The organism is Streptomyces sp. NPDC055966, assembly GCF_042269865.1.
GTDB lineage: Bacteria > Actinomycetota > Actinomycetes > Streptomycetales > Streptomycetaceae > Streptomyces.
Window position 1 is genome coordinate 368,227 of sequence record NZ_JBHJYK010000008.1, and the last position, 21,836, is coordinate 390,062.

A 21,836-nucleotide genomic window follows, 5' to 3' on the forward strand; every position below is an offset into this window, starting at 1 on the left:
GGCGCCCCCTGGATCCCCAGGAGGCGCCCTCGGCGCCGTACAGGGCCCGCACGGGCCCCGTACGGCCGGTCGCTCAGCCGCCCTGCGTGCCCAGGTGGTGGACGCGGAGCATGTTGGTGGTGCCGGGGACGCCGGGGGGCGAGCCGGCCGTGATGATCACGATGTCGCCCGCGTCGAAGCGGCCCAGCTTGGCGACCTCCTGGTCCACCAGGTCGACCATCTCGTCGGTGGTGTTGACGAACGGCACGATGTGCGACTCCACGCCCCAGCTGAGGGTGAGCTGGTTGCGGGTGCCCTCGTCCGTGGTGAAGGCGACGATCGGCTGGACCGCGCGGTAGCGGGACAGCCGGCGCGCGGTGTCACCGGACTGGGTGAAGGCGATCAGGCCCTTGCTGCCGAGGAAGTCCGCGATCTCGCACGCGGCACGCGCGACCGAACCGCCCTGCGTGCGCGGCTTCTTGCCGGGCACGAGCGGCTGGAGGCCCTTGCTCAGCAGCTCCTCCTCGGCCGCCTGGACGATCTTCGACATCGTCTTGACCGTCTCGACCGGGTAGGCGCCCACGCTGGACTCGGCGGACAGCATGACCGCGTCCGCGCCGTCCAGGATCGCGTTGGCCACGTCGGAGGCCTCGGCGCGGGTCGGGCGGGAGTTGGTGATCATCGACTCCATCATCTGGGTCGCCACGATCACCGGCTTGGCGTTGCGCCGGCACAGCTCGATCAGGCGCTTCTGCACCATGGGGACCTTTTCGAGCGGGTACTCGACGGCGAGGTCACCGCGGGCGACCATCACGGCGTCGAACGCCGCGACGACGTCCTCCATGTTCTGCACCGCCTGCGGCTTCTCGACCTTGGCGATGACGGGGACCCGGCGGCCCTCCTCGTCCATGACGCGGTGGACGTCCTGGACGTCCTTGGCGTCCCGGACGAAGGACAGCGCGACCATGTCGCAGCCCATGCGGAGGGCGAAACGCAGGTCCTCGATGTCCTTCTCGCTCAGCGCGGGCACGTTGACCGCCGCGCCGGGCAGGTTGATGCCCTTGTGGTCGGAGACGACACCGCCCTCGATGACGATCGTCCTGACCCGGGGGCCCTCGACGTCCAGGACCTTCAGCTCGACGTTGCCGTCGTTGATCAGGACCTGGTCGCCGCGCGAGACGTCGCCCGGCAGCCCCTTGTACGTCGTACCGCAGATGGACTTGTCGCCCGGGACGTCCTCGGTCGTGATGACGAACTCGTCACCGCGTTCGAGCTCGACCGGACCCTCGGCGAAGGTCTCCAGGCGGATCTTCGGCCCCTGGAGGTCGGCGAGGACACCGATGGCCCGGCCGGTCTCCTTGGCCGCGGCCCGGACGCGGTCGTACCGCGTCTGGTGCTCGGCGTGGGTGCCGTGGCTGAAGTTGAAACGGGCCACATTCATGCCCGCCTCGATCATGGCGACGAGCATCTCGTGGGAGTCGACCGCGGGGCCGAGCGTACAGACGATTTTGGAACGGCGCATGGGGCGATCCTATCGGTTTGTTTCGCTACGGAATATTCCGTCTGGCGGAAGATACAAATGAGTGCCGCACCGCTCAGGTGCTATTCAGTTGTTCTTTCCGACCAGTGCGTAGGTCTGGGTCGCGATCTCCAGTTCCTCATCCGTCGGCACCACGGCGACCGCGACACGCGCGTCCTTCGGAGAGATCAGTCTGGCCTCGTCCGCCCGCATCGCGTTCAGCTCCGGGTCGACCGCGAGGCCCAGCCCGTCGAGGCCCGTGAGCGCGGCCTCGCGCACCGGCACGGCGTTCTCGCCGACCCCGGCCGTGAACGCGATCGCGTCCACCGTGCCCAGTACGGCGAAATAAGCGCCGATGTACTTCTTGAGCCGGTGAATGTAAATGTCGAAGGCGAGTGCGGCTTCTTCGTCGCCCTCGTCGATCCGGCGGCGGATCTCCCGCATGTCGTTGTCCCCGCACAGGCCGAACAGGCCGCTCCTCTTGTTGAGAAGAGTGTCGATCTCGTCCATGGACATTCCGCCAACCCGGGCCAAATGGAAGATGACGGCCGGATCCAGATCACCGGAGCGGGTGCCCATCACGAGCCCCTCCAGCGGGGTCATCCCCATCGAGGTGTCCACGCACCGGCCCTTCTCGACCGCCGAGGCCGAGGCGCCGTTGCCCAGGTGCAGCACGATCACGTTGACCTCGGACGGGTCCTTGCCCAGCAGTCGCGCCGTCTCGCGGGAGACGTACGCGTGCGAGGTGCCGTGGAAGCCGTAGCGGCGGATGCGGTGGCGGTCGGCGATCTTCGGGTCGATCGCGTAGCGGGCCGCGGACTCCGGCATCGTCGTGTGGAACGCGGTGTCGAAGACGGCGACCTGGGGCAGGTCCGGGCGCAGCGCCCGGGCGGTGCGGATGCCGGTGAGGTTGGCCGGGTTGTGCAGCGGGGCGACCGGTACCAGCCGCTCGATCTCGGCGATCACCGCGTCGTCGATGACGGTCGGCTCGGTGAAGAACAGCCCGCCGTGCACCACGCGGTGGCCGATCGCGGCCAGTTCGGGCGAGTCCAGGCCGAGGCCGTCCCGGCCCAGCTCGGCGGCGACCGCCTTGAGCGCGGCGTCGTGGTCGGCGATGGGCCCGGTGTGCTCACGGGTCTCGGCGCTGGTGAGGCAGGTGTGCCGGAGCCGGGAGGTCTGCTCGCCGATGCGCTCCACCAGACCGGCGGCCAGCCGGGCGGCGTCGCGCATGTCGAGCAGCTGGTACTTCAGCGACGAGGAGCCGGAGTTGAGGACGAGGACGCGGGTTGCAGCCACGGTGTTCGAGAACTCTCTGTACGGGGAGGTCAGTTGGCGGGCGTCTGGGCCTGGATGGCCGTGATGGCGACGGTGTTGACGATGTCCTGGACGAGCGCGCCCCGGGACAGGTCGTTGACCGGTTTGCGCAGACCCTGGAGGACCGGGCCGACGGCGATCGCGCCGGCCGAGCGCTGCACGGCCTTGTACGTGTTGTTGCCGGTGTTGAGGTCCGGGAAGATCAGGACCGTCGCCTGCCCGGCGACGTCGGAGTCCGGCAGCTTGGTCGCGGCGACCGTGGGCTCGACGGCCGCGTCGTACTGGATCGGCCCCTCGATCTTCAGGTCGGGGCGGCGCGAGCGCGCCAGCTCGGTCGCCTCGCGCACCTTGTCGACGTCGGCGCCCGAGCCGGACGTGCCGGTGGAGTACGACAGCATCGCGATCCTCGGCTCCACGCCGAACCGCGCGGCCGTCGCCGCCGACTGGATGGCGATGTCCGCGAGCGCCTGCGCGTCCGGGTCCGGGTTGACCGCGCAGTCGCCGTAGACCAGCACCTTGTCGGCGAGGCACATGAAGAAGACGGACGAGACGATCGAGGAGTCCGGCGTGGTCTTGATGATCTCGAAGGCGGGCCGGATGGTGGCGGCCGTGGAGTGCACGGAGCCCGAGACCATGCCGTCGGCCAGGCCCTCCTGGACCATCAGGGTGCCGAAGTAGTTGACGTCCGACACGACGTCGTGGGCCAGCTCGACGGTGACGCCCTTGTGCGCCCGGAGCAGGGCGTACTGCTCGGCGAAGGCGTCGCGCAGCTCGCTGGTGGCCGGGTCGATCAGCTGGGTGTCGCCGAGGTCGATGCCGAGGTCGGCGGCCTTCTTGCGGATCTGGTCCTCGGGGCCCAGCAGGGTCAGGTCGCACACGCCCCGGCGCAGCAGCACCCCGGCCGCGTGCAGCACGCGCGCCTCGGTGCCCTCGGGGAGCACGACCCGGCGCTTGTCGGAGCGGGCCTGTTCCAGCAGCTTGTGCTCGAACATCATCGGGGTGACCCGGTCGGTGCTGGGCGCGCTCACCCGCGCGGCCAGCTCGGCGGTGTCGGCGTAGCGCTCGAACAGGCCGAGCGCGGTCTCCGCCTTGCGCGGGGTCGCCGCGTTCAGCTTGCCCTCCAGCGAGAACAGCTGCTCGGCGGTGGGGAAGCTGTTGCCGGTCACGGACAGCACCGGGGTGCCCGGGGCGAGGCGGGCGGCGAGGGTGAGGATCTCCTCGCGCGGCACCTCGTTCAGGGTCAGCAGCACCCCGGCTATCGGCGGGGTGCCGGCGCTGTGCGCGGCCAGCGAGCCGATGACCAGGTCGGCGCGGTCGCCCGGGGTGACGACCAGGCAGCCCGGCGTCAGGGCGCCGAGCAGGTTCGGCAGCATCGCGCCGCCGAAGACGAAGTCCAGCGCGTCCCGGGCCAGCCCCGAGTCGTCGCCGAGCAGGACCTTCGCGTCGAGGGTGTGGACGATCTGGGAGACGGTCGGCGCGGACAGTGCGGGCTCGTCGGGGACGACGTAGCAGGGCACGGGCAGCCGGTCGCGCAGCCGCTCGGCGATCTCGTCGCGGTCCTCGCGGGCCACCCGGTTGGTGACCATGGCGAGCACGTCGCAGCCGAGGCCGTCGTAGGCGCGGAAGGCGTTGCGGGTCTCGGCGAGCACGGACTCGGCCGGCTGCTTGCGGCCGCCGACCACCGGGATCACGGAGGCGCCGAACTCGTTGGCCAGGCGGGCGTTCAGGGACAGCTCGTCGGGCAGCTGGGTGTCGGCGAAGTCGGTGCCGAGGACGAGGACGACGTCGTAGTCCCGGGCCACCAGGTGGAAGCGGTCGACCAGCGTGGAGACCAGTTCGTCGGTGCCCCGCTCGGCCTGGAGCGCGGAGGCCTCGTGGTAGTCCATGCCGTAGACGGTCGCCGGGTCCTGGGAGAGCCGGTAGCGCGACCGGAGCAGTTCGAACATCCGATCGGGCCGGTCGTGGACGAGCGGACGGAAGACCCCCACCCGGTCGACCTGGCGGGTCAGGAGCTCCATGACTCCCAGCTCCACGACCTGGCGGCCGTCACCGCGGTCGATCCCGGTCACGTACACGCTGCGCGTCACGCGTCCACTCCGTTCCTCATGTCTTGTATGTCGCAAAGTCTCGTATGTCGCATCACCGGCATAAAAATCGCCCACCAAGGTGAGCGGAACCCTCTTGACAATACCTCCGGCTCCGGATAAAGCGCCCGTCAAGTAGGTCAGTGCTCCGGCGGACGTGGAACAATCGGCACTGGCTCACCCGCACCGACAGCGAGCAGGAGACACAGCACGATGCGCATCGGAGTTCTCACCGCAGGCGGCGACTGCCCCGGCCTGAACGCCGTGATCCGGTCGGTCGTGCACCGGGCCGTGACGCAGTACGGCGACGAGGTCATCGGCTTCGAGGACGGCTACCGCGGTCTGCTCGACCGCCACTACCGCTCCCTCGACCTGGACGCCGTCAGCGGCATCCTGGCCCGCGGCGGCACGATCCTCGGCTCCTCCCGGCTGGAGCGCGACCGGCTGCGCGAGGCCTGCGACAAGGCGACCGACATGGTCGAGGAGTTCGGCATCGACGCGCTGATCCCGATCGGCGGCGAGGGCACGCTGACCGCGGCCCGCATGCTCTCCGACGCCGGCCTGCCCGTCGTGGGCGTCCCGAAGACCATCGACAACGACATCTCCTCCACCGACCGCACCTTCGGCTTCGACACGGCCGTGGGTGTCGCGACCGAGGCGATGGACCGGCTCAAGACCACCGCCGAGTCCCACCAGCGCGTGATGGTCGTCGAGGTCATGGGCCGGCACGCCGGCTGGATCGCCCTGGAGTCCGGCATGGCCGCCGGCGCCCACGGCATCTGCCTGCCCGAGCGGCCCTTCGACCCGGTCGACCTGGTCAAGATGGTCGAGGAGCGCTTCGCCCGCGGCAAGAAGTTCGCCGTCATCTGCGTCGCCGAGGGCGCCCACCCCGCCGAGGGCAGCATGGACTACGGCAAGGGCGAGATCGACCAGTACGGCCACGAGCGCTTCCAGGGCATCGGCACCGCCCTGGCTTACGAGCTGGAGCGGCGCCTCGGCAAGGAGGCCAAGCCGGTCATCCTCGGCCACGTCCAGCGCGGCGGCGTCCCCACCGCCTACGACCGCGTCCTCGCCACCCGCTTCGGCTGGCACGCCGTCGAGGCCGCCCACCGCGGCGAGTTCGGCAGGATGACCGCGCTGCGCGGCACCGACATCCAGATGGTGCCGCTCGCCGAGGCGGTCACCGAACTGAAGACGGTGCCGAAGGACCGGATGGACGAGGCGGAGTCGGTCTTCTAGGCACGAGTGACCCTAGGGAACGGCGAGCGCCCAGAAGCGTTCGACTATCCCGTCGAGGAACTCGCGGCCCGCGTCGCCGGCGGCGTCGGCCGCGCTGTTCCCGCCCCAGTTGAGGCTGGCCACCATCTGCCCCTGGTAGTCCGTGTGCAGCCGCTGGAGAGCGCTCTCCAGCAGCTTCCGGTCCAGGGGTACCAGCCTGGCGACCGGCCGTACGTAGGCCTGCCAGCGTGTGGTGACCGCGCTGCGCAGCAGCTCGGTGAGCTTCCCCTCCCGCTTCGTCACGGCGACGAAGTCCGGCAGGGACAGCTGGAGGATCTCGGCGAGCGCGGCGGACTGGGGTTCGCTGCCGCGCCAGTCGTCGCTCTCCTCCATCCGCAGATAGGCGCGGTGCTCCAGGCCGGTGACACGGGCGACGTCCTCACCGGCGAGGCCGCGCGCGACGCGGTGCTCCCGCAGGGTGCGGGGCCGTCCGATCAGCTCGCCGGGGGAGCACCACAACACCCCGGCGAGAGCGGTGACTTCGGGGCTCGACGGCACCGCCGTACCCCGCTCCCAGGCGATGACGAGATCGGGCGTGACATAGGGCATGCCGTACGAGACCCGCATGCCGTAGGCGACATGCTCGGGGCCCATGCCGAGCGCCGCGCGCAGTCTGCGGGCGGCCTGGGCGTTGAACGGAGGAGCTGACGGTTGGCGCACCTCGCACAAACTAAGGGGGTCGGTGCGGGGATGGCTACGGTCTGTTCGGCCAGGAACACGGATTGTGTGAACGTACAGTTCCGACTGTTCGGTATGCAAGGAATGTAACGGACGGAACACCTCTCCCGGCTACCCCTTGACCGCCCCGCCCAGCGCGAACCCGCCGCCCAGTCTGCGCGCCACCAGGACGTACAGCAGGATCACCGGCGTCGAGTAGAGCACGGAGAACGCGGCGAGCTGGCCGTACGCCACCATGCCGCGGTTGCCGAAGAAGTCGTTGATGCTGACCGAGGCCGGCATCTGGTCCGGGGTGAGCAGCAGCATGAACGGGACGAAGAAGTTGCCCCACATCGTCACGAACGAGAACACCGTGACGACGGCGACGCCGGGGCCCATCAGCGGCAGCACGATGCGCAGCAGCGACTGGAGCCCGGAGGCGCCGTCCGTCCAGGCCGCCTCCTCCAGCTCCCTCGGCACGCCGTCCATGAAGTTCTTCATCAGCCAGATGGCGAAGGGGAGTTGGGAGGCGGCGAAGAACAGGATCGTGCCCTGCATGGTGTCGATCAGGTTCACGCGGACGAACAGCGCGTACACCGGCACCATGATCGCGGTGATCGGCAGGCTCGTCGCGAACAGGACCGTCAGCAGGAACGGCCGGTTCAGACGGGAGCGGAAGCGGGAGAGCGGGTACGCGGCGAGGGCGGCGCAGACGACCGTCAGCGCGGTCGCGCAGCCGCACAGGATCAGGCTGTTGAGCAGCGGGGTGTAGGTGATGTCGGGGGTGAGGACGGCCCGGAAGTTGGCGAGCGTGAAGCCGCCCGGGACGCGGACCCTCAGGTCGGCGTGCGGGTCCACGGCGGACAGCACCACCCAGGCGAGGGGCAGCGCGAAGGCGGCCGCCACCAGCAGCAGGGCGGCGTCCGCGGTGAGCCGGCGGGAGGCGCGCTTGCGGGGCACGGCCGGTCACACCTCCGTTCGCAGCAGACGCAGGTACACGACGGAGAACAGGGAACCGACGAGCAGCAGGAGCAGGGCGACCGCGGTGCCGTACCCGATCATGCTGTTCTGGAAGGCCTGTTCGTACATGAACAGCGGCAGGGTCTGGCTCTTGTTGCCGGGGCCGCCCCGGGTCATCACCCAGATCAGCCCGAAGACGGAGAGCGTCTGGAGGGTGTTGAGCATGAGGTTGGTGGCCATGGACCGGCGAATCATCGGCAGCGTGATGTGCCACATCCGGCGCCAGCCGCCGGCCCCGTCGACCTCCGCGGCCTCCGTGATCTCGGCGGGGATCTCGTCCAGCGCGGCCGAGTAGACGAGCATCGAGAACGCCGTCCCGCGCCAGACGTTGGCGAAGGACACGGCGAGGACGGGCAGGGTGAACAGCCAGTTCTGACGCGGCAGATGAAGCCACTCCAGGATGGCGTCGAGCGTCCCCTCCCGCCGGAAGAAGGCGTACAGCAGGAACCCGGCGACGACCTCCGGCAGCACCCAGGCCGTGACCACCACCCCGCCGGTGAGGGTCCGGACCGGCTTGCTCGCCCGCTTCATCAGCGCGGCCAGCGCGAGCCCCAGGGTGTTCTGCCCGACGAGCGAGGACAGCACGGTGAACACCAGCGTCAGCCATACGGCGTTCAGGAACTCGCTGTCCTGGAAGGCCCGGCGGAAGTTGTCGAACCCGACGAACGACGCGTGCGCCTGCCCCGTCAACTGCAGGTCGGTGAAGGCGATGTAGACGCAGTAGGCGATCGGCCCGGCGAGGAAGAGCAGGATGAGGACGACGGCGGGGGTGAGCGGGAGCGCCCGCGTGAACCGGCGGCGGGCCTGGCCGGGACGGGCCCGGCCGGGACGGCGCCTCACTTGTGGACCACTTGCCCGCCGGTGACGTCCTTCAGCGTCGAGTCGTACGTGCTCACCGCCTTCTCGGCCGACGCGTCACCGGTGGTCACGCTCTCCATCGCCTCCTGGATCGCCGTGGACACCTTCGGATACGCCGGATACGCGGGCCGGTAGTGCGTGCTGGACACGAGGTCGGTGAAGAACTTGATGCCGGGCTGGGCGGTGGCGTACGCGGGGTCGGCGGCGACGTCCTTGCGCAGCGCGATACCGGAGTTGGCGATGTACCACTTCCTGGCGTTGGCCTCCGTCTGCATCGTCTTGACGAAGTCGAAGGCGAGGTCGGGGTGGGCCGCCTTGGCCGGGACGGCCCACGTCCAGCCGCCGGACATGCTCACCTTGCCCGGTGCCTGCCCGGCTTGCGTCGGCATGTACGCGAGGCCGAGCTGCCGGGACCAGTCCGGCCAGTCACGGCCGCTGCCCGGCAGCCAGTTCTGCGGCAGCCAGGAGCCGTCGAGGTCGATGCCCAGCTTGCCCTCGGGGAGCAGTTCGCCCGCGACGGTGGTGGCGTAGTTCGGGTCGAGGGCGTCGGAGACGTCGGGCCCGAGCTTCTCCTTGTAGACGCTCTCGATGAACTTCAGTGAGTCCGTGAACCCCTGGCCGCCCGTGATCCACTTCTTGCTGCCGCTGTCGTACAACGGGTCGGACGTCCCGTTCCCCGTGCCGTACAGCAGCATCTCCATGCCCTGCATGGTGGCCCGCTCGCCGGCCGGCTTGCCGGTGTAGACGTTGAGCGGGACGACGCCGGGGACCTTCTGCCTGATGGTGCGGGCGGCGGCGAGGACGTCGGCCCAGGTCTTCGGCTGCCAGTCGAGCGGCAGCCCGGCCTTCCGGAACACCCGCTTGTCGAACCACAGCCCCCGGGTGTCGGTCCCGTCCGGCACGCCGTAGGTCTTCCCGTCCTCCCCCCGCGCCGACGCCTTCGCCGTGTCGAGGAACTGCTTCCAGTCCGGCCAGCCGGCGAGATAGGGGTCGAGGGGCTTCAAATACCCGCTCGTGATGTCGGAGTTGATGAGGAAGGTGTCCTCGTAGACCAGGTCCGGCGCGGTCCTCGGCGAACGCATCATCTGCTGGACCTTGGTGTAGTACTCGGAGTCCGGTGCCTTCACCGGAACGAACTCGACCTTCTTCCCCGGGTACTTCTTCTCGAACTCCTTCTTGATCCCGGCGAGATAGGTGTCCATCACCTTGATGGAGTTGTCGGTCGACTGCTTGTACGACACCTTCAGCGTGTTCGGACCGCTTCCGGAACCGCTGCCGCACCCGGTGAGAGTCGCGGCGGCGAGAGCGGCGGTGAGGAGGGCGGAGAGGGCGGCGGTGGGGCGCACGGGCATGACCTCCTGAGCGCACGTGGGGATGGCGCGGAGATGACTGCCGTGTGAAGGTAAGAGGAGTGGTCTAGTCAGGTCAATGGATGTGCGCGGGATTGGGGTACGGGGGGCTGCGGCGGGGGCTGCGGCACACTCCTCAAGTACTGCCGGGGGAAGGGGCTGGAGTGCCGGAACGAGACGTCACCGTCGGGCAGTTGCTGCTCACCGAGTACCAGACGCTCAAGGACGAGCAGAAGACCCGGATCGGGTTCCGGGACAATCTGCTGTACGTCACCCTGACCGTCGTGGCCGCCGTCATCGCCGCCGCCGCCCAGGCCAAGCAGGCGTCGATGCTGCTGGCGCTGCCGCCGGTGTGTGTCGTACTCGGGTGGACGTATCTCGTGAACGATCAGAAGATCTCGGCGATCGGGGCGTACGTACGCGACGACCTGGGGCCGCGACTGACCCGACTCGCGGGCGCCCCCGACGACTCTTCTGTCTTTCGCTGGGAAACGGAGCACCGCACTGACGCACGCCGCAGGTCGCGCAAGGCCATTCAGCGCGTGGTGGACCTGACGGCCTTCTGCGTCGTACCGTTGGCGGCCCTCGTGTTGTTCTGGGCGGCGGGGGACGGCGGTGGGATGCTCGTCGCGGTCTCCGTGCTGGAGGCACTGGCGGTGGTCGGCCTCGGTGTGCAGGTCGTGTCGTACGCGGGATTCGCCACGGCGGAGTAAGAAGCCGCGGGTCACGGCGGACCTCGCCCTTCAGGCGCTGCTCCGGGCACTGGCGTGGCGCAGAGACGCCGGGCCGGCGCGGCCTCACCGCCCCTGTGCCACCCACCGGTACACCAGCTCCGGCCTTCCCACCTGCCCGTACAGCGGGCTGCGTCCGGCTCGGCCCGAGTCCACCAGATGCTCCAGGTAGCGTCGGGCGGTGATGCGGGAGATGCCCACCGACTCCGCCAGGCCCGCTGCCGTGAGGCCCTCCGAGGCCTCCCGCAGTGCCGCCGTCACGCGTTCCAGCGTCGGGGCGCTCAGCCCCTTCGGAAGGGCGGCGGGGGACGGCGCACGGAGGGTCGCGAGGGCGCGGTCGACCTCGTCCTGGCCGCTCGCCTCGCCTGCCGCGGCGTGGAACTCGGCGTAGCGGACGAGGCGGTCGCGGAGGGTGGCGAAGGTGAAGGGCTTCAGGACGTACTGGACGACACCCAGGGAGACGCCCTCGCGGACCACCGCGAGGTCGCGGGCCGAGGTCACCGCTATCACGTCCGCGTGATGGCCCGCCGCGCGCAGGGAGCGGGCGAACTGGAGGCCGTGCACGTCGGGGAGGTGGAGGTCCAGCAGAAGGAGGTCCACGGGCGTGCGGTCCAGGACGCGGCGTGCCTCCGCGCCGGTGTGGGCCTTGCCGACCGCGACGAACCCGGGGACCCGGCCGACGTACAGCACGTGCGCGTCGGCGGCCACCGGGTCGTCCTCGACCACCAGCACCCTGATCGCCGGTGCATCCGTCATGTCGTGTCGCCTCCCGGCACCGGGGAAGCCGCACGCGTCGGCAACCGCACCTCGAACACCGCTCCGCCCTCGCCGTCCGCGCCGTTGTCGTCGGATTCCGCCACCGTCAGCGTGCCCTCGTGGCGGGCCACCGCCTGCCGGACCAGGGCCAGCCCGAGGCCCCGCCCGCCGGGCCCGGCCGGCTTGGTGGAGAACCCCCGCTGGAATACCAGGTCCGCATGGGCCGGGTCGACACCGGGGCCGGTGTCGGTCACCCGCAGGACCACCTCGTCGTCCGAGGCGTACGCCGTGACCGTCACCCGCGCCCCGGCGCTGCCCTGCGCCGCGTCCACCGCGTTGTCGATCAGGTTGCCGAGGATCGTGACCAGGTCGCGGGAGGACAGTTCCGCCGGGAGCAGGCCGTCGTCCAGGCGGCTGTCGGGGGAGACGACCAGTTCCACGCCCCGCTCGTTGGCCTGGGCCGTCTTGCCGAGCAGCAGCGCGGCCAGCACCGGCTCGCTCACCGCCGCCACCACCTGGTCGGTCAGGGCCTGCGCCAGCTCCAGCTCGGCCGTGGCGAACGCCACCGCCTCCTCGGCCCGGCCCAGCTCGATCAGCGAGACGACCGTGTGGAGGCGGTTGGCGGCTTCGTGGGCCTGTGAGCGCAGGGCCTGGGTGAAGCCGCGTTCCGAGTCCAACTCGCCCATCAGCGCCTGGAGTTTGGTCACGTCGCGCAACGTCACCATCGTTCCGCGCCGCTCGCCGCCCGACACCGGGGAGGTGTTCACCACCAGGACCCGGGAGGTCGTCAGATGGACCTCGTCGACCCTCGGCTCCGACGACAGCAGCGCGCCCGTCAGCGGGCCCGGCAGGCCGAGGTCCGCCACCGAGTGGCCGATCACCTCCTGCTCGCTCCCCACCCCCAGCAGCTCCCGCCCGCCGTCGTTGATCAGCGCCACCCTGTACTGCGCGTCCAGCATCAGCAGGCCCTCGCGGACCGCGTGCAGCGCCGCCTGGTGGTAGTCGTGCATCCGGCTCAGCTCGGTGGCGTTCATGCCGTGGGTGTGGCGGCGCAGGCGTGCGTTCACGACGTAGGTGCCGACCGCGCCCAGCAGCAGGGTGCCGCCGGCCACCCCGAGCAGGGCCGTGACCTGGCCCTGGACCCGCTCGCTGATCGCCTCTACCTTGATGCCGGCGCTGACCAGGCCGATGACGCGGCCGCCGTCCTCGACCGGGGTCACCGCGCGGACGGACGGGCCGAGGGTGCCGGTGTAGGTCTCGGTGAAGGTGTGGCCGTGCACGGCGGGGTCGATACGGCCGAGGAAGCGCTTGCCGATCTGCGAGGGGTCGGGGTGGGTCCAGCGGATGCCGTCCGTGTTCATGATCGTCACGAAGTCGACGTCCGCGTCCCGGGTGACCTGGAGGGCGTAGGGCTGCAGCGCGGCGGAGGGGTTCGGGGTGTGGATCGCCGAGCGGACCGAGGGGGCGTCCGCGATCGACCGGGCCACCGCGACGACCTGCCGCTTCGCCGCGTCCTCGGCCTGCCCGCGGTCGCTGACGTAGGTGAACAGCGCGTACCCGGCCACGACCAGTGCGATCAGCACGGCCTGCATGGCGAACAGCTGGCCCGCCAGGCTGCGAGGTCGGGGGAGGGAGGGAACGCGCATGTCAGCAGTGTGCCCCCTCGGTTAAGCGTGAACTAAATGAACGGAAGGGTGACCGCTCTCACAGGCCGGGAGATAGTCACGGCATCCCCCACAACACCCCCGGACGTGAGCCGCACGCCGGTGATGCCGACGAAGACGTCAAGGAGGGCAGCCGTGGCCGCCAGCACCCCCGATACGGCACCAGCCGTACCCCGCGTGAAGCGGGACCGGACTCATTACCTGTACATCGCCGTGATCGCGGCGGTCGTGCTCGGCATCGCCGTGGGGCTCATCTGGCCCGATGCCGCCGTCCAGCTGAAGCCGCTCGGAACCGGTTTCGTGAACCTGATCAAGATGATGATCTCGCCGATCATCTTCTGCACGATCGTGCTCGGCATCGGATCGGTACGGAAGGCGGCCAAGGTCGGCGCCGTCGGCGGTATCGCCCTCGGCTACTTCCTCGTGATGTCGCTGGTCGCGCTCGGCATCGGCCTCGTCGTCGGCAACGTGCTGCACCCGGGTGACGGGCTGCACCTGACCAACGCGATCAAGCACACCGGGCACGCCCAGGTCTCCAGCGACGCGCTGCCGCCCGTCGAGTTCGTGCTGTCGATCATCCCGACCACGTTCGTCTCCGCCTTCACCGAGGGCCAGGTCCTCCAGACGCTGCTGATCGCCCTGCTCGCCGGGTTCGCGCTCCAGGCCATGGGCCCGGTCGGGCAGCCGGTGCTGCGCGGTGTCGAGCACATCCAGCGGCTGGTCTTCCGCATCCTGTCGATGGTCATGTGGCTCGCGCCGCTCGGTGCCTTCGGCGCCATCGCGGCCGTGACCGGTTCGGCCGGCATCGACGCGCTCAAGAGCCTTGCCGTGCTGATGCTCGGCTTCTACATCACCTGCGTCCTGTTCGTCTTCGTGGTGCTCGGCGCGATCCTGCGGATCGTCGCGGGGGTGAACGTCTTCTCGCTGTGCAAGTACCTCGCCCGTGAGTTCCTGCTGATCCTGTCCACCTCCTCCTCCGAGTCCGCGCTGCCGCGGCTCATCGCGAAGATGGAGCACCTGGGCGTCAGCAGGCCGGTCGTCGGCATCACCGTGCCGACCGGGTACTCGTTCAACCTCGACGGCACGATGATCTACATGACCATGGCGTCGCTCTACATCGCGGACGCGCTGGGCACGCCGATGTCGATCGGCGAGCAGATCCCGCTGCTGCTGTTCCTGCTGCTGGCGTCCAAGGGCGCGGCGGGCGTCAGCGGGGCCGGTCTCGCGACCCTGGCCGGCGGCCTCCAGTCGCACAAGCCCGCGCTGGTCGACGGCGTCGGTCTGATCGTCGGCATCGACCGCTTCATGAGCGAGGCCCGCGCCCTGACCAACTTCGCGGGCAACGCGGTGGCGACGGTGCTCGTGGGCACCTGGACCAAGGAGATCGACAAGGAGCGGGTGCGGCGGGTGCTCGCCGGTGAGCTGCCCTTCGACGAGACGACGCTCATGGACGAGGGCCACGGGACGGTGGCCGAGGTGCCCGAGCAGCGGGAAGATGCGCTGGCCAAGGCCTGACCCCGAAAGAAGCTCCGGATGTCCGGCCCCGCCTGAACCGGGGCCGGGCATCCGGCATGTCCACGGCACCGCTACGGCGCTGCTACGACTCCTCACTCACCTCGGCCACCAGCTCGGTGGCCGTCGAGGCGGGCACGCCCGCCGCGGTCAGGACCGTGACCGTGGCCGAGCGGCCCGCCTCCGCCGCTGTCAGGAGGCCGTCGTTCACCGCCTCCATCACGGCGAACAGCAGCTGCTCGTGCACGTACGCCAGCGCCGGGGCCGGCAGCGGTGAGCTGAACACGCCCTTCTCCAGCCCGCGCTCCAGCAGCCGGACCTTGTTCGCGCGCAGCGGGGCGAGGCGCTCTCGGATGCCCTGGACGGTGACCGTGCGCTGGGCGAGCGCGACCAGCAGCCGGTAGCGGTCGGCGATCTCCCAGATCGCGAGCACCGACCGGGCCACCGCCTCCGCCGGGTCGGCGACCTCCCTGCGGGCGCCCGCGTCCGCGTCCGCCAGCGCCGCCACAGCCTCGTCGACCAGCGTGCTGATCAGCGCCTCGCGGCTGGGGAAATGGCCGTACACCGTCCGTCGTACGACCCCCGCGGCGCGCGCGATCTGGTCCATGGAGGCGTCGGGGTCGCGCAGCAGTTCCGCGAGGGCGACGTCGAGGATGCGGCGCCGGTTGGCGTCGGCGCGGCTGTTACCCGTGGTCATGGCAGTCATTCTGCATGCCCTTCACGATTTGCACACCACTGTGCAACGGCGTACATTACACATGGTTGTGCAATTGCACGTCACTGTGCAAGTCAGCACCGTTCCGCACCAACCGTCGCGATCCGAGGAAGGCGACCCCTGCCATGCGACTCGTCATGACCGAACCGGTCGAGAAGATGGAGCGCCCGTACGCCCGGCGCTGGTGGGCACTGCTCGTGCTCTGCCTGAGCCTGCTGATCATCGTGATGGCGAACACCGCCCTCACGGTCGCCGCACCCGACATGACGAAGGACCTCGGGCTCTCCAGTGCCGATCTCCAGTGGGTGATCGACGGCTACACCGTCCCGTACGCCGCGCTGATGCTGCTGCTCGGCGCGATCGGCGACAAGTACAGCCGGCGCGGCGCACTCGTCCTCGGTCTCGCGGTCTTCGGCGGCGGCGCCGTCTTCGGCTACCTCGCCGACAGCTCCACGACCGTCATCGCGGCCCGCGCCGTGATGGGCGTCGGCGCGGCGCTGATCATGCCCGCCACGCTCTCCCTGCTCGCCGCGACCTTCCCGCGCGCCGAGCGCGCCAAGGCGATCGTGCTGTGGACCGCCACCGCCGGCCTCGCCATCGCCGCCGGACCGGTCGTCGCGGGCGCGCTGCTGCGCGACCACGGCTGGTCCTCGACCTTCCTGATCAACGTGCCCGTCGCGGCCGTCGCGATCGTCCTCGCCTTCGTGCTCATCCCGCCGTCCAAGGCCGGTCACCACGACCGCATCGACTACGTCGGCGGCCTGCTCTCCGTCCTGTGGACCGGCTCCCTCGTCTACATGATCATCGAGGGTCCGCACTTCGGCTGGCACGCGAAGGCGATCACGGCCGCGGCCGTCGCCGGCGCCGCCCTGGTGGCGTTCGTCCTCTGGGAGCTGCGCCACCCCCGCCCCATCCTGGACGTCCGCCGCTTCGCGCACCGCCGCTTCGCGGGCTCCAACCTCGCCGTCGCCCTGTTCTTCCTCGCCGTCTTCGGCGCCTTCTACTACCTGACCCAGCACCTCCAGTTCGTCCTCGGCTACGACGCCCTCCAGACCGGCGTCCGGATGCTCCCGCTGGCCGGCGCGGTCTTCGTCGGCTCGGCCCTGACCGGCTTCCTGACCCCGCGCGTCGGCATGAAGTGGACGGTCGGCGCGGGCATGGTCGGCGGCACCACCGCCCTCGCCCTGCTGACCCGGGTCGACGCCGGCTCGACGTACGGCGACTTCCTCGCCCCGCTGATCATCCTGGGCCTCGCCATCGGTCTCGCCCTCTCGCCCTGCACCGACGCCATCATGGGCGCCTTCCCCGAGTCCGAACTGGGCGTCGGCGGCGCGGTCAACGACACCTCGCTGGAGCTGGGCGGCTCGCTCGGCATCGCCATCCTCGGCTCGCTGCTCGCGACGTCGTACGGCAACCACCTGAGCGACGCCACGGCCGGCAGCAAGCTCCCGGCGAGCGCCCTGGACACCGCGCAGGACTCGGTCGGCGCCGGCTACGCGGTCGCCCAGGGCATCGGCGACAAGGCGCACGCACTGGCCGCACAGGCCGCGAAGGCGACCGACCCGCAGCAGGCGGCGCAGCTCAAGCAGCAGGCCGCCGAACTCGCCGCCGGCGCCCGGCAGATGGCCGACGCGGTCGGCTCCTCCTTCTCCGACGCCGTCGCGCACACCAGCCTGGTCGGCGCGGTCATCCTCGGCATCGGCACCGTCCTGGTGGCCGTTCTGCTCCCGCGCCGTGAAAAGACCGCGCCCGAGGTGAAGGAGCAGGAGAGGGAACTGGTGGACAGCACCGCCGCCTGAGCACTCCTCGCCCCCGTCCGCTAACGTGCCGCTCCGGATCAGTCGGAACGGCACGTTCGCGCGTGGCGTCCGTACAGGCGAGACATCAGGTACACGCAAGTGGAGGCTCGGGGGACATGAAGATCGACTGGGACCGGCGGACCTGCGCGCGCAAGGGCCATACGACCTACGCGCCCGACGAGCCCACGCTGCGGCCGCGGCTGCACGCCGGGACCGCGCTCGGGGACGCCTGGCGCTGTCTGCGCTGCGGCGACTTCGTGCTCGGCGAGCCGCACGGCTCGGGCCCGGCGGCGAACGCCCCGCTGGTGCCGCGCGGCAAGGTGCTGCGGGACCTGTTCATCCTGCGCTTCCTCGCGATCGAGCGGCTGGTGCGCGGCGTGTTCATCGTGCTGGTCGCCATAGCGGTCTGGAAGTTCAGCAACAGCCAGGACGCGGTGCGCCGCCTCTTCAACGAATACCTGGACGTCCTGCGCCCGGTCTTCCGGCACTTCCACTACGACCTCGACCACTCACCCGTGGTCGGCTCGATCCAGAAGGCGTTCGGTTACAAGCACTCCACCCTCATGATCGTCGCCGCCCTGGCGCTGGCCTACGCCCTGATCGAGCTGGTCGAGGCGGTCGGCCTGTGGTACGCCAAGCGCTGGGCGGAGTACCTGACGGTCGTCGCGACGGCCGCGTTCCTCCCCCTGGAGATCTACGAACTCACCGAGAAGGTCAGCTATCTGAAGATCGCCACCCTCGTCCTCAACATCCTGGCCGTCCTCTACATCGCCGTCGCCAAACGCCTCTTCGGCCTCCGGGGCGGCGCCAGGGCCTTCGAGGAGGAGCGGCAGAGCGCGTCGCTGATGGAGGTCGAGGAGTCGGCGGGGGTCCAGCCGGTCTTGCCCTGACCCCGGCGTCAACGCCTACCGTCGTCGTCATGCGAATCGGCGAGCTGGCCGCGCGGGCCGGGACCACGACCCGCGCGCTGCGGTACTACGAGTCGCGCGGGCTGCTGCCGGCCCGGCGCGACACCAAGGGGCACCGCACGTACGACGAGGGGGATCTGCGGCTGCTGGCGCAGATCCGGACCCTCCAGGACTTCGGGTTCGGGCTGGAGGAGACGCGGCCCTTCGTGGAGTGCCTGCGGGCCGGGCACCCGGAGGGCGACTCCTGCCCGGCCTCGCTCCAGGTCTACCGGCGCAAGCTGGCCGAGCTGGACGCGCTCATCGGGCAGCTCCGGTCGGTGCGGGAGACGGTCGCGGGGCAGCTGGTGCGGGCCGAGGAGGCGCGGGACGCGCTGGCCGCCGACGCGCTGGTTCCGGGGGGTCCGGAGCCCGGGTGCGAACTGGGAGGACAGCAGCGGTGATCAACGCGGCGGGCGTGGCCGAGGTGCGGGACGCGGATTTCGAGGCGGAGGTGCTGCGGGCGGATCTGCCGGTGCTGGTCGAGTTCACGGCCGACTGGTGTCCGCCGTGCCGGCAGATGGGCCCGGTGCTCAGCGCACTCGCGGCCGAGGAGGAGGGCCGGCTGAAGGTCGTACAGCTGGATGTGGACACCAGTCCGGAGACCACGAACGCGTACAAGGTGCTGTCGATGCCGACGTTCATGCTGTTCCGGGGCGGTGAGCCGGTGAAGGCGATGGTGGGGGCGCGGCCCAAACGGCGCCTGCGCGAGGAACTGGCCGACGTGCTGGACGACATGCGGTAAAGAACAGCCGGGCACCAAAAAATCCCCTGAGCAATTGCGCTCGGGGGATTTCTCTGCGTATATTCGGTGGTTCGCGACTTCAATCCTGCGATGTCGCGAGGAAGTTCACTGAGCAGAGTATATCCGGGCGGGAGTGGAATTGTCAAACAGTGAATATCCAGGCGATGAATTGCGCAACGAGCAGGAATTCATCGACGGACTGTACGCGCGCGTGGACGTACTGCGCGGGGAGACCGAGACCTCGGTCACGGACGCGCTCGCCCAGGGCGACAAGCCCATGCAGGCCCGGCTGGAGCGGGACATCCTCGTCGCCGAGCGCTCGGGGCTGCTCGCCGCGCTGAACGCCGTGGACGGCTCGCTCTGCTTCGGCCGGATCGACCTGGCCGACGGCACCGCCCACCACATCGGCCGGATCGGGCTGCGCGAGGACGACGCCGAGCACACCCCGGTACTGATCGACTGGCGGGCCGACGTCGCCCGGCCCTTCTACCTCGCCACCGGGCACACCCCGATGGGCCTGCGCCGCCGCCGGCACATCGGCACCGAGGGCCGCACCGTGACCTCGCTGCACGACGAGATCCTGGACCTCGGCGACACCACCCGCACCGGGCACGAGGACCCGAGCGGCGACGCCGTGCTGCTGGCCGCGCTGAACTCGGCACGCACCGGCCGCATGAGCGACATCGTGCAGACCATCCAGGCCGCACAGGACGAGATCATCCGGGCACCGCACCGCGGGGTGCTGGTGGTCGAGGGCGGGCCGGGGACGGGCAAGACGGCGGTCGCGCTGCACCGCGCCGCCTATCTGCTCTACGAGTACCGCGAGCTGCTGGCCCGTCGCGCCGTGCTGATCGTCGGCCCCAACCCGGCCTTCCTCGGCTACATCGGCGAGGTGCTGCCCTCGCTCGGCGAGACCGGCGTGCTGCTCGCCACCGTCGGCGAGCTGTTCCCCGGCGTGAAGGCCACCGCGACCGACACCCCCGAGGCGGCCGCCGTGAAGGGCCGCGCCGACATGGCCGAGGTGCTGGCCGCCGTCGTCCGCGACCGGCAGGCCCTGCCCGACCCGGTGATCACCGTCCAGCACGACCGCGAGGTGCTGATGCTCGACGACGGACTCGTCTCCGTCGCCCGCGAGCGCACCCGCGCCGCGAAGCTCCCGCACAACGCGGCCCGCGAGTACTTCGAGGGCCACATCCTCAACACCCTCACCGAGCTGTACGCCGAACGCGTCGGCACCGACCCCTACGACGGAACCAGCCTGCTCGACGCCTCCGACATCACCCAGATCCGCGACGAACTCGCCGAGAACCCCGAAGTCTGGTCCGCCGTCGACCGGTTGTGGCCCCGGATCACCCCGCAGCGCCTCGTCGCCGACTTCCTCGCCGACCCGCACGACCACCTGACGCAGGCGGACGCGGACGCGATCCGCAGACCCGTGACCCGCGCCTGGACGGTCGCCGACGTCCCGCTCCTCGACGAGGCGGCCGAACTCCTCGGCGAGGACGACCGCTCGGCCCGCGCCCGGGCCGAGCGGGAACGCGAGACGCAGGTCGCCTACGCGCAGGGCGTGCTGGACGTCTCCTACGCGTCCCGGACGTACGAGTTCGAGGACAAGCAGGACGACGATTCCGAGGTCCTGTCCGCGCACGACATCATCGACGCCGAGCGGTTCGCCGAGCGGCAGGAGGAGGCGGACCACCGCAGCGCCGCCGAACGGGCCGCGGCCGACCGCACCTGGGCGTTCGGGCACATCATCGTGGACGAGGCGCAGGAGCTGTCGCCGATGGCCTGGCGGCTGCTGATGCGGCGCAGCCCGACCCGCTCGATGACCCTGGTCGGCGACCCGGCCCAGACGGCGGAGGCGGCCGGTGTCGGCTCCTGGGCGGACATCCTCGCGCCGTACGTCGAGGACCGCTGGGAGCACACCCGGCTCGGCGTCAACTACCGCACCCCGGCCGAGATCATGGAGCTGGCCGCGGCCGTCGTACGCGCCGAGCACCCGGACTTCGAGCCGCCCAGCTCGGTCCGCTCGACGGGCGTACGGCCGTGGGTGCGCCGGGCGGCGGACGACCTGCCCGGCGCGGTCGCCGAGGCGGTCGCCGAACTCACCCCCGCCGAGGGCCGCCTGGCGGTCATCGCCCCGCGCGAGCTGCACCGGCGGCTGGCCGCCCGCCTCGACGGCGTCACGGCCGGCGCCGAACCCGACCTCACCCGCGGCGTCGTCCTCCTCGACCCCCGCCAGTCCAAGGGCCTGGAGTTCGACGCGGTCCTCGTGGTGGAACCGGGCCGCTACGGCACCAGCGACCTCTACGTCGCCCTCACCCGGGCCACGCAGCGGCTCGGGGTGCTGTACACGGACGCTCTGCCCGAGGCGCTCACGCCGGCCGCAGCCACACCGTAGCCAGCGGGGGCAGGGTCAGCCGGATGCTCGCGGGGCGGCCGTGGGCCCCCCTCGGCTCCGGCTTGACCACGTCCGGGTGGACGACGCCGCTGCCGCCGTAGCGCACGGCGTCGGTGTTGAGCACCTCCGCCCACGCCGGCACGTCCTCCGGGACGCCGAGGCGGTAGTCCTCGCGCACCACCGGCGAGAAGTGGCAGACGGCGAGGAGCGGGGTGCCGTCGGCGGACCGGCGCAGGAACGCGAGGACGTTGTCGTCGGCCGCGTCCCCGGTGATCCACTCGAAGCCCGCCGGGTCGGTGTCCCGCTCCCAGAGCGCGGGGGCCGCGCGGTAGCGGGTGTTCAGGTCCCGGACCAGGTCCCGTACCCCCCGGTGGTCGGCCTCGGCGCCGTACGCCGGGTCGAGCAGCCACCAGTCGGGGCCGTGCGCCTCGGACCACTCGGCGCCCTGCGCGAACTCCTGGCCCATGAAGAGGAGTTGCTTGCCGGGATGGGCCCACATGAAGCCCAGATA

Annotated in this window: 19 protein-coding genes; 8 read left to right on the forward strand and 11 right to left on the reverse strand. The window is 70.6% G+C overall.

The features are described from left to right. Positions 1–73: 73 nt before the first annotated feature. The 3 genes from pyk to pta all read right to left on the reverse strand — a co-directional run bounded on the left by pyk (position 74) and on the right by pta (position 4,899). Positions 74–1,501 carry a pyruvate kinase gene (gene pyk / locus ACFC8N_RS19935; protein ID WP_376288909.1) on the reverse strand — a complete coding sequence of 476 codons (1,428 nt, stop codon included), beginning with the start codon at positions 1,499–1,501 and terminating at the stop codon, positions 74–76. Between the two features lie 84 nt (positions 1,502–1,585). Continuing rightward, positions 1,586–2,794 carry an acetate kinase gene (locus ACFC8N_RS19940; RefSeq protein ID WP_376288910.1) on the reverse strand — a complete coding sequence of 403 codons (1,209 nt, stop codon included), beginning with the start codon at positions 2,792–2,794 and terminating at the stop codon, positions 1,586–1,588. Between the two features lie 29 nt (positions 2,795–2,823). Then, positions 2,824–4,899, reverse strand: a complete 2,076-nt coding sequence (gene pta, locus ACFC8N_RS19945) for a phosphate acetyltransferase (RefSeq protein WP_376288911.1) — start codon at positions 4,897–4,899, stop codon at positions 2,824–2,826. Positions 4,900–5,109: 210 nt separating this feature from the next. On the opposite strand from pta, the gene ACFC8N_RS19950 reads away from it, so the two are divergent. Then, positions 5,110–6,135 carry an ATP-dependent 6-phosphofructokinase gene (locus tag ACFC8N_RS19950; RefSeq protein WP_356027850.1) on the forward strand — a complete coding sequence of 342 codons (1,026 nt, stop codon included), beginning with the start codon at positions 5,110–5,112 and terminating at the stop codon, positions 6,133–6,135. A 12-nt stretch (positions 6,136–6,147) separates the two neighbouring features. Here ACFC8N_RS19950 and ACFC8N_RS19955 read toward each other — a convergent pair whose 3' ends face one another. The 4 genes from ACFC8N_RS19955 to ACFC8N_RS19970 all read right to left on the reverse strand — a co-directional run bounded on the left by ACFC8N_RS19955 (position 6,148) and on the right by ACFC8N_RS19970 (position 10,061). Continuing rightward, complete coding sequence (locus ACFC8N_RS19955; RefSeq protein WP_376288912.1) at positions 6,148–6,834, reverse strand: helix-turn-helix domain-containing protein; 687 nt, start codon at positions 6,832–6,834, stop codon at positions 6,148–6,150. A 129-nt stretch (positions 6,835–6,963) separates the two neighbouring features. Beyond that, complete coding sequence (locus ACFC8N_RS19960; protein ID WP_356027853.1) at positions 6,964–7,791, reverse strand: carbohydrate ABC transporter permease; 828 nt, start codon at positions 7,789–7,791, stop codon at positions 6,964–6,966. Between the two features lie 6 nt (positions 7,792–7,797). After that, positions 7,798–8,691, reverse strand: coding sequence for a carbohydrate ABC transporter permease (locus ACFC8N_RS19965; protein ID WP_376288913.1), 894 nt, complete (start codon positions 8,689–8,691; stop codon positions 7,798–7,800). Continuing rightward, the gene (locus ACFC8N_RS19970; protein WP_376288914.1) at positions 8,688–10,061 is read right to left on the reverse strand and encodes an extracellular solute-binding protein; all 1,374 of its coding nucleotides are present in this window, start codon (positions 10,059–10,061) and stop codon (positions 8,688–8,690) included. The genes ACFC8N_RS19965 and ACFC8N_RS19970 overlap by 4 nt, the downstream gene beginning before the upstream one ends. A 161-nt stretch (positions 10,062–10,222) precedes the next feature. On the opposite strand from ACFC8N_RS19970, the gene ACFC8N_RS19975 reads away from it, so the two are divergent. Then, positions 10,223–10,771, forward strand: coding sequence for a hypothetical protein (locus ACFC8N_RS19975; RefSeq protein WP_376288915.1), 549 nt, complete (start codon positions 10,223–10,225; stop codon positions 10,769–10,771). Positions 10,772–10,855: 84 nt separating this feature from the next. Here ACFC8N_RS19975 and ACFC8N_RS19980 read toward each other — a convergent pair whose 3' ends face one another. Both ACFC8N_RS19980 and ACFC8N_RS19985 read right to left on the reverse strand, forming a co-directional pair. Further along, positions 10,856–11,545, reverse strand: a complete 690-nt coding sequence (locus tag ACFC8N_RS19980; protein ID WP_356027861.1) for a response regulator — start codon at positions 11,543–11,545, stop codon at positions 10,856–10,858. After that, positions 11,542–13,191, reverse strand: a complete 1,650-nt coding sequence (locus ACFC8N_RS19985) for an ATP-binding protein (RefSeq protein ID WP_376288916.1) — start codon at positions 13,189–13,191, stop codon at positions 11,542–11,544. Before ACFC8N_RS19985 ends, ACFC8N_RS19980 begins: the two co-directional genes overlap by 4 nt. A gap of 123 nt (positions 13,192–13,314) precedes the next feature. Between ACFC8N_RS19985 and ACFC8N_RS19990 the strand changes: the two genes are divergently transcribed. Further along, the gene (locus ACFC8N_RS19990) at positions 13,315–14,724 is read left to right on the forward strand and encodes a cation:dicarboxylate symporter family transporter (protein WP_356027896.1); all 1,410 of its coding nucleotides are present in this window, start codon (positions 13,315–13,317) and stop codon (positions 14,722–14,724) included. Between the two features lie 82 nt (positions 14,725–14,806). Here ACFC8N_RS19990 and ACFC8N_RS19995 read toward each other — a convergent pair whose 3' ends face one another. Next, on the reverse strand, positions 14,807–15,427 hold the full coding sequence (locus tag ACFC8N_RS19995; RefSeq protein WP_071380829.1) for a TetR/AcrR family transcriptional regulator: 621 nt from the start codon (positions 15,425–15,427) through the stop codon (positions 14,807–14,809). A 134-nt stretch (positions 15,428–15,561) separates the two neighbouring features. Between ACFC8N_RS19995 and ACFC8N_RS20000 the strand changes: the two genes are divergently transcribed. The 5 genes from ACFC8N_RS20000 (at position 15,562) to ACFC8N_RS20020 (ending at position 21,325) form a co-directional block, all read left to right on the forward strand. Further along, on the forward strand, positions 15,562–17,235 hold the full coding sequence (locus ACFC8N_RS20000; protein WP_376288917.1) for an MFS transporter: 1,674 nt from the start codon (positions 15,562–15,564) through the stop codon (positions 17,233–17,235). A 116-nt stretch (positions 17,236–17,351) separates the two neighbouring features. Further along, on the forward strand, positions 17,352–18,125 hold the full coding sequence (locus ACFC8N_RS20005; RefSeq protein WP_362818818.1) for a DUF2127 domain-containing protein: 774 nt from the start codon (positions 17,352–17,354) through the stop codon (positions 18,123–18,125). Between the two features lie 29 nt (positions 18,126–18,154). Then, the gene (locus tag ACFC8N_RS20010; protein ID WP_376288918.1) at positions 18,155–18,583 is read left to right on the forward strand and encodes a MerR family transcriptional regulator; all 429 of its coding nucleotides are present in this window, start codon (positions 18,155–18,157) and stop codon (positions 18,581–18,583) included. After that, positions 18,580–18,924 (forward strand): thioredoxin domain-containing protein, encoded by a 345-nt coding sequence (locus tag ACFC8N_RS20015; protein WP_356027871.1) that lies wholly within the window; start codon positions 18,580–18,582, stop codon positions 18,922–18,924. Before ACFC8N_RS20010 ends, ACFC8N_RS20015 begins: the two co-directional genes overlap by 4 nt. A 169-nt stretch (positions 18,925–19,093) precedes the next feature. Next, entirely contained in the window at positions 19,094–21,325 is a 2,232-nt protein-coding gene (locus ACFC8N_RS20020) for an ATP-dependent DNA helicase (protein ID WP_356027873.1), read from the forward strand. Here the strand turns inward: ACFC8N_RS20020 and ACFC8N_RS20025 are convergent. Continuing rightward, a partial coding sequence (locus ACFC8N_RS20025) for an alpha amylase C-terminal domain-containing protein (RefSeq protein WP_376288919.1) occupies positions 21,300–21,836 on the reverse strand: 537 nt, incomplete at its 5' end. The genes ACFC8N_RS20020 and ACFC8N_RS20025 overlap by 26 nt on opposite strands.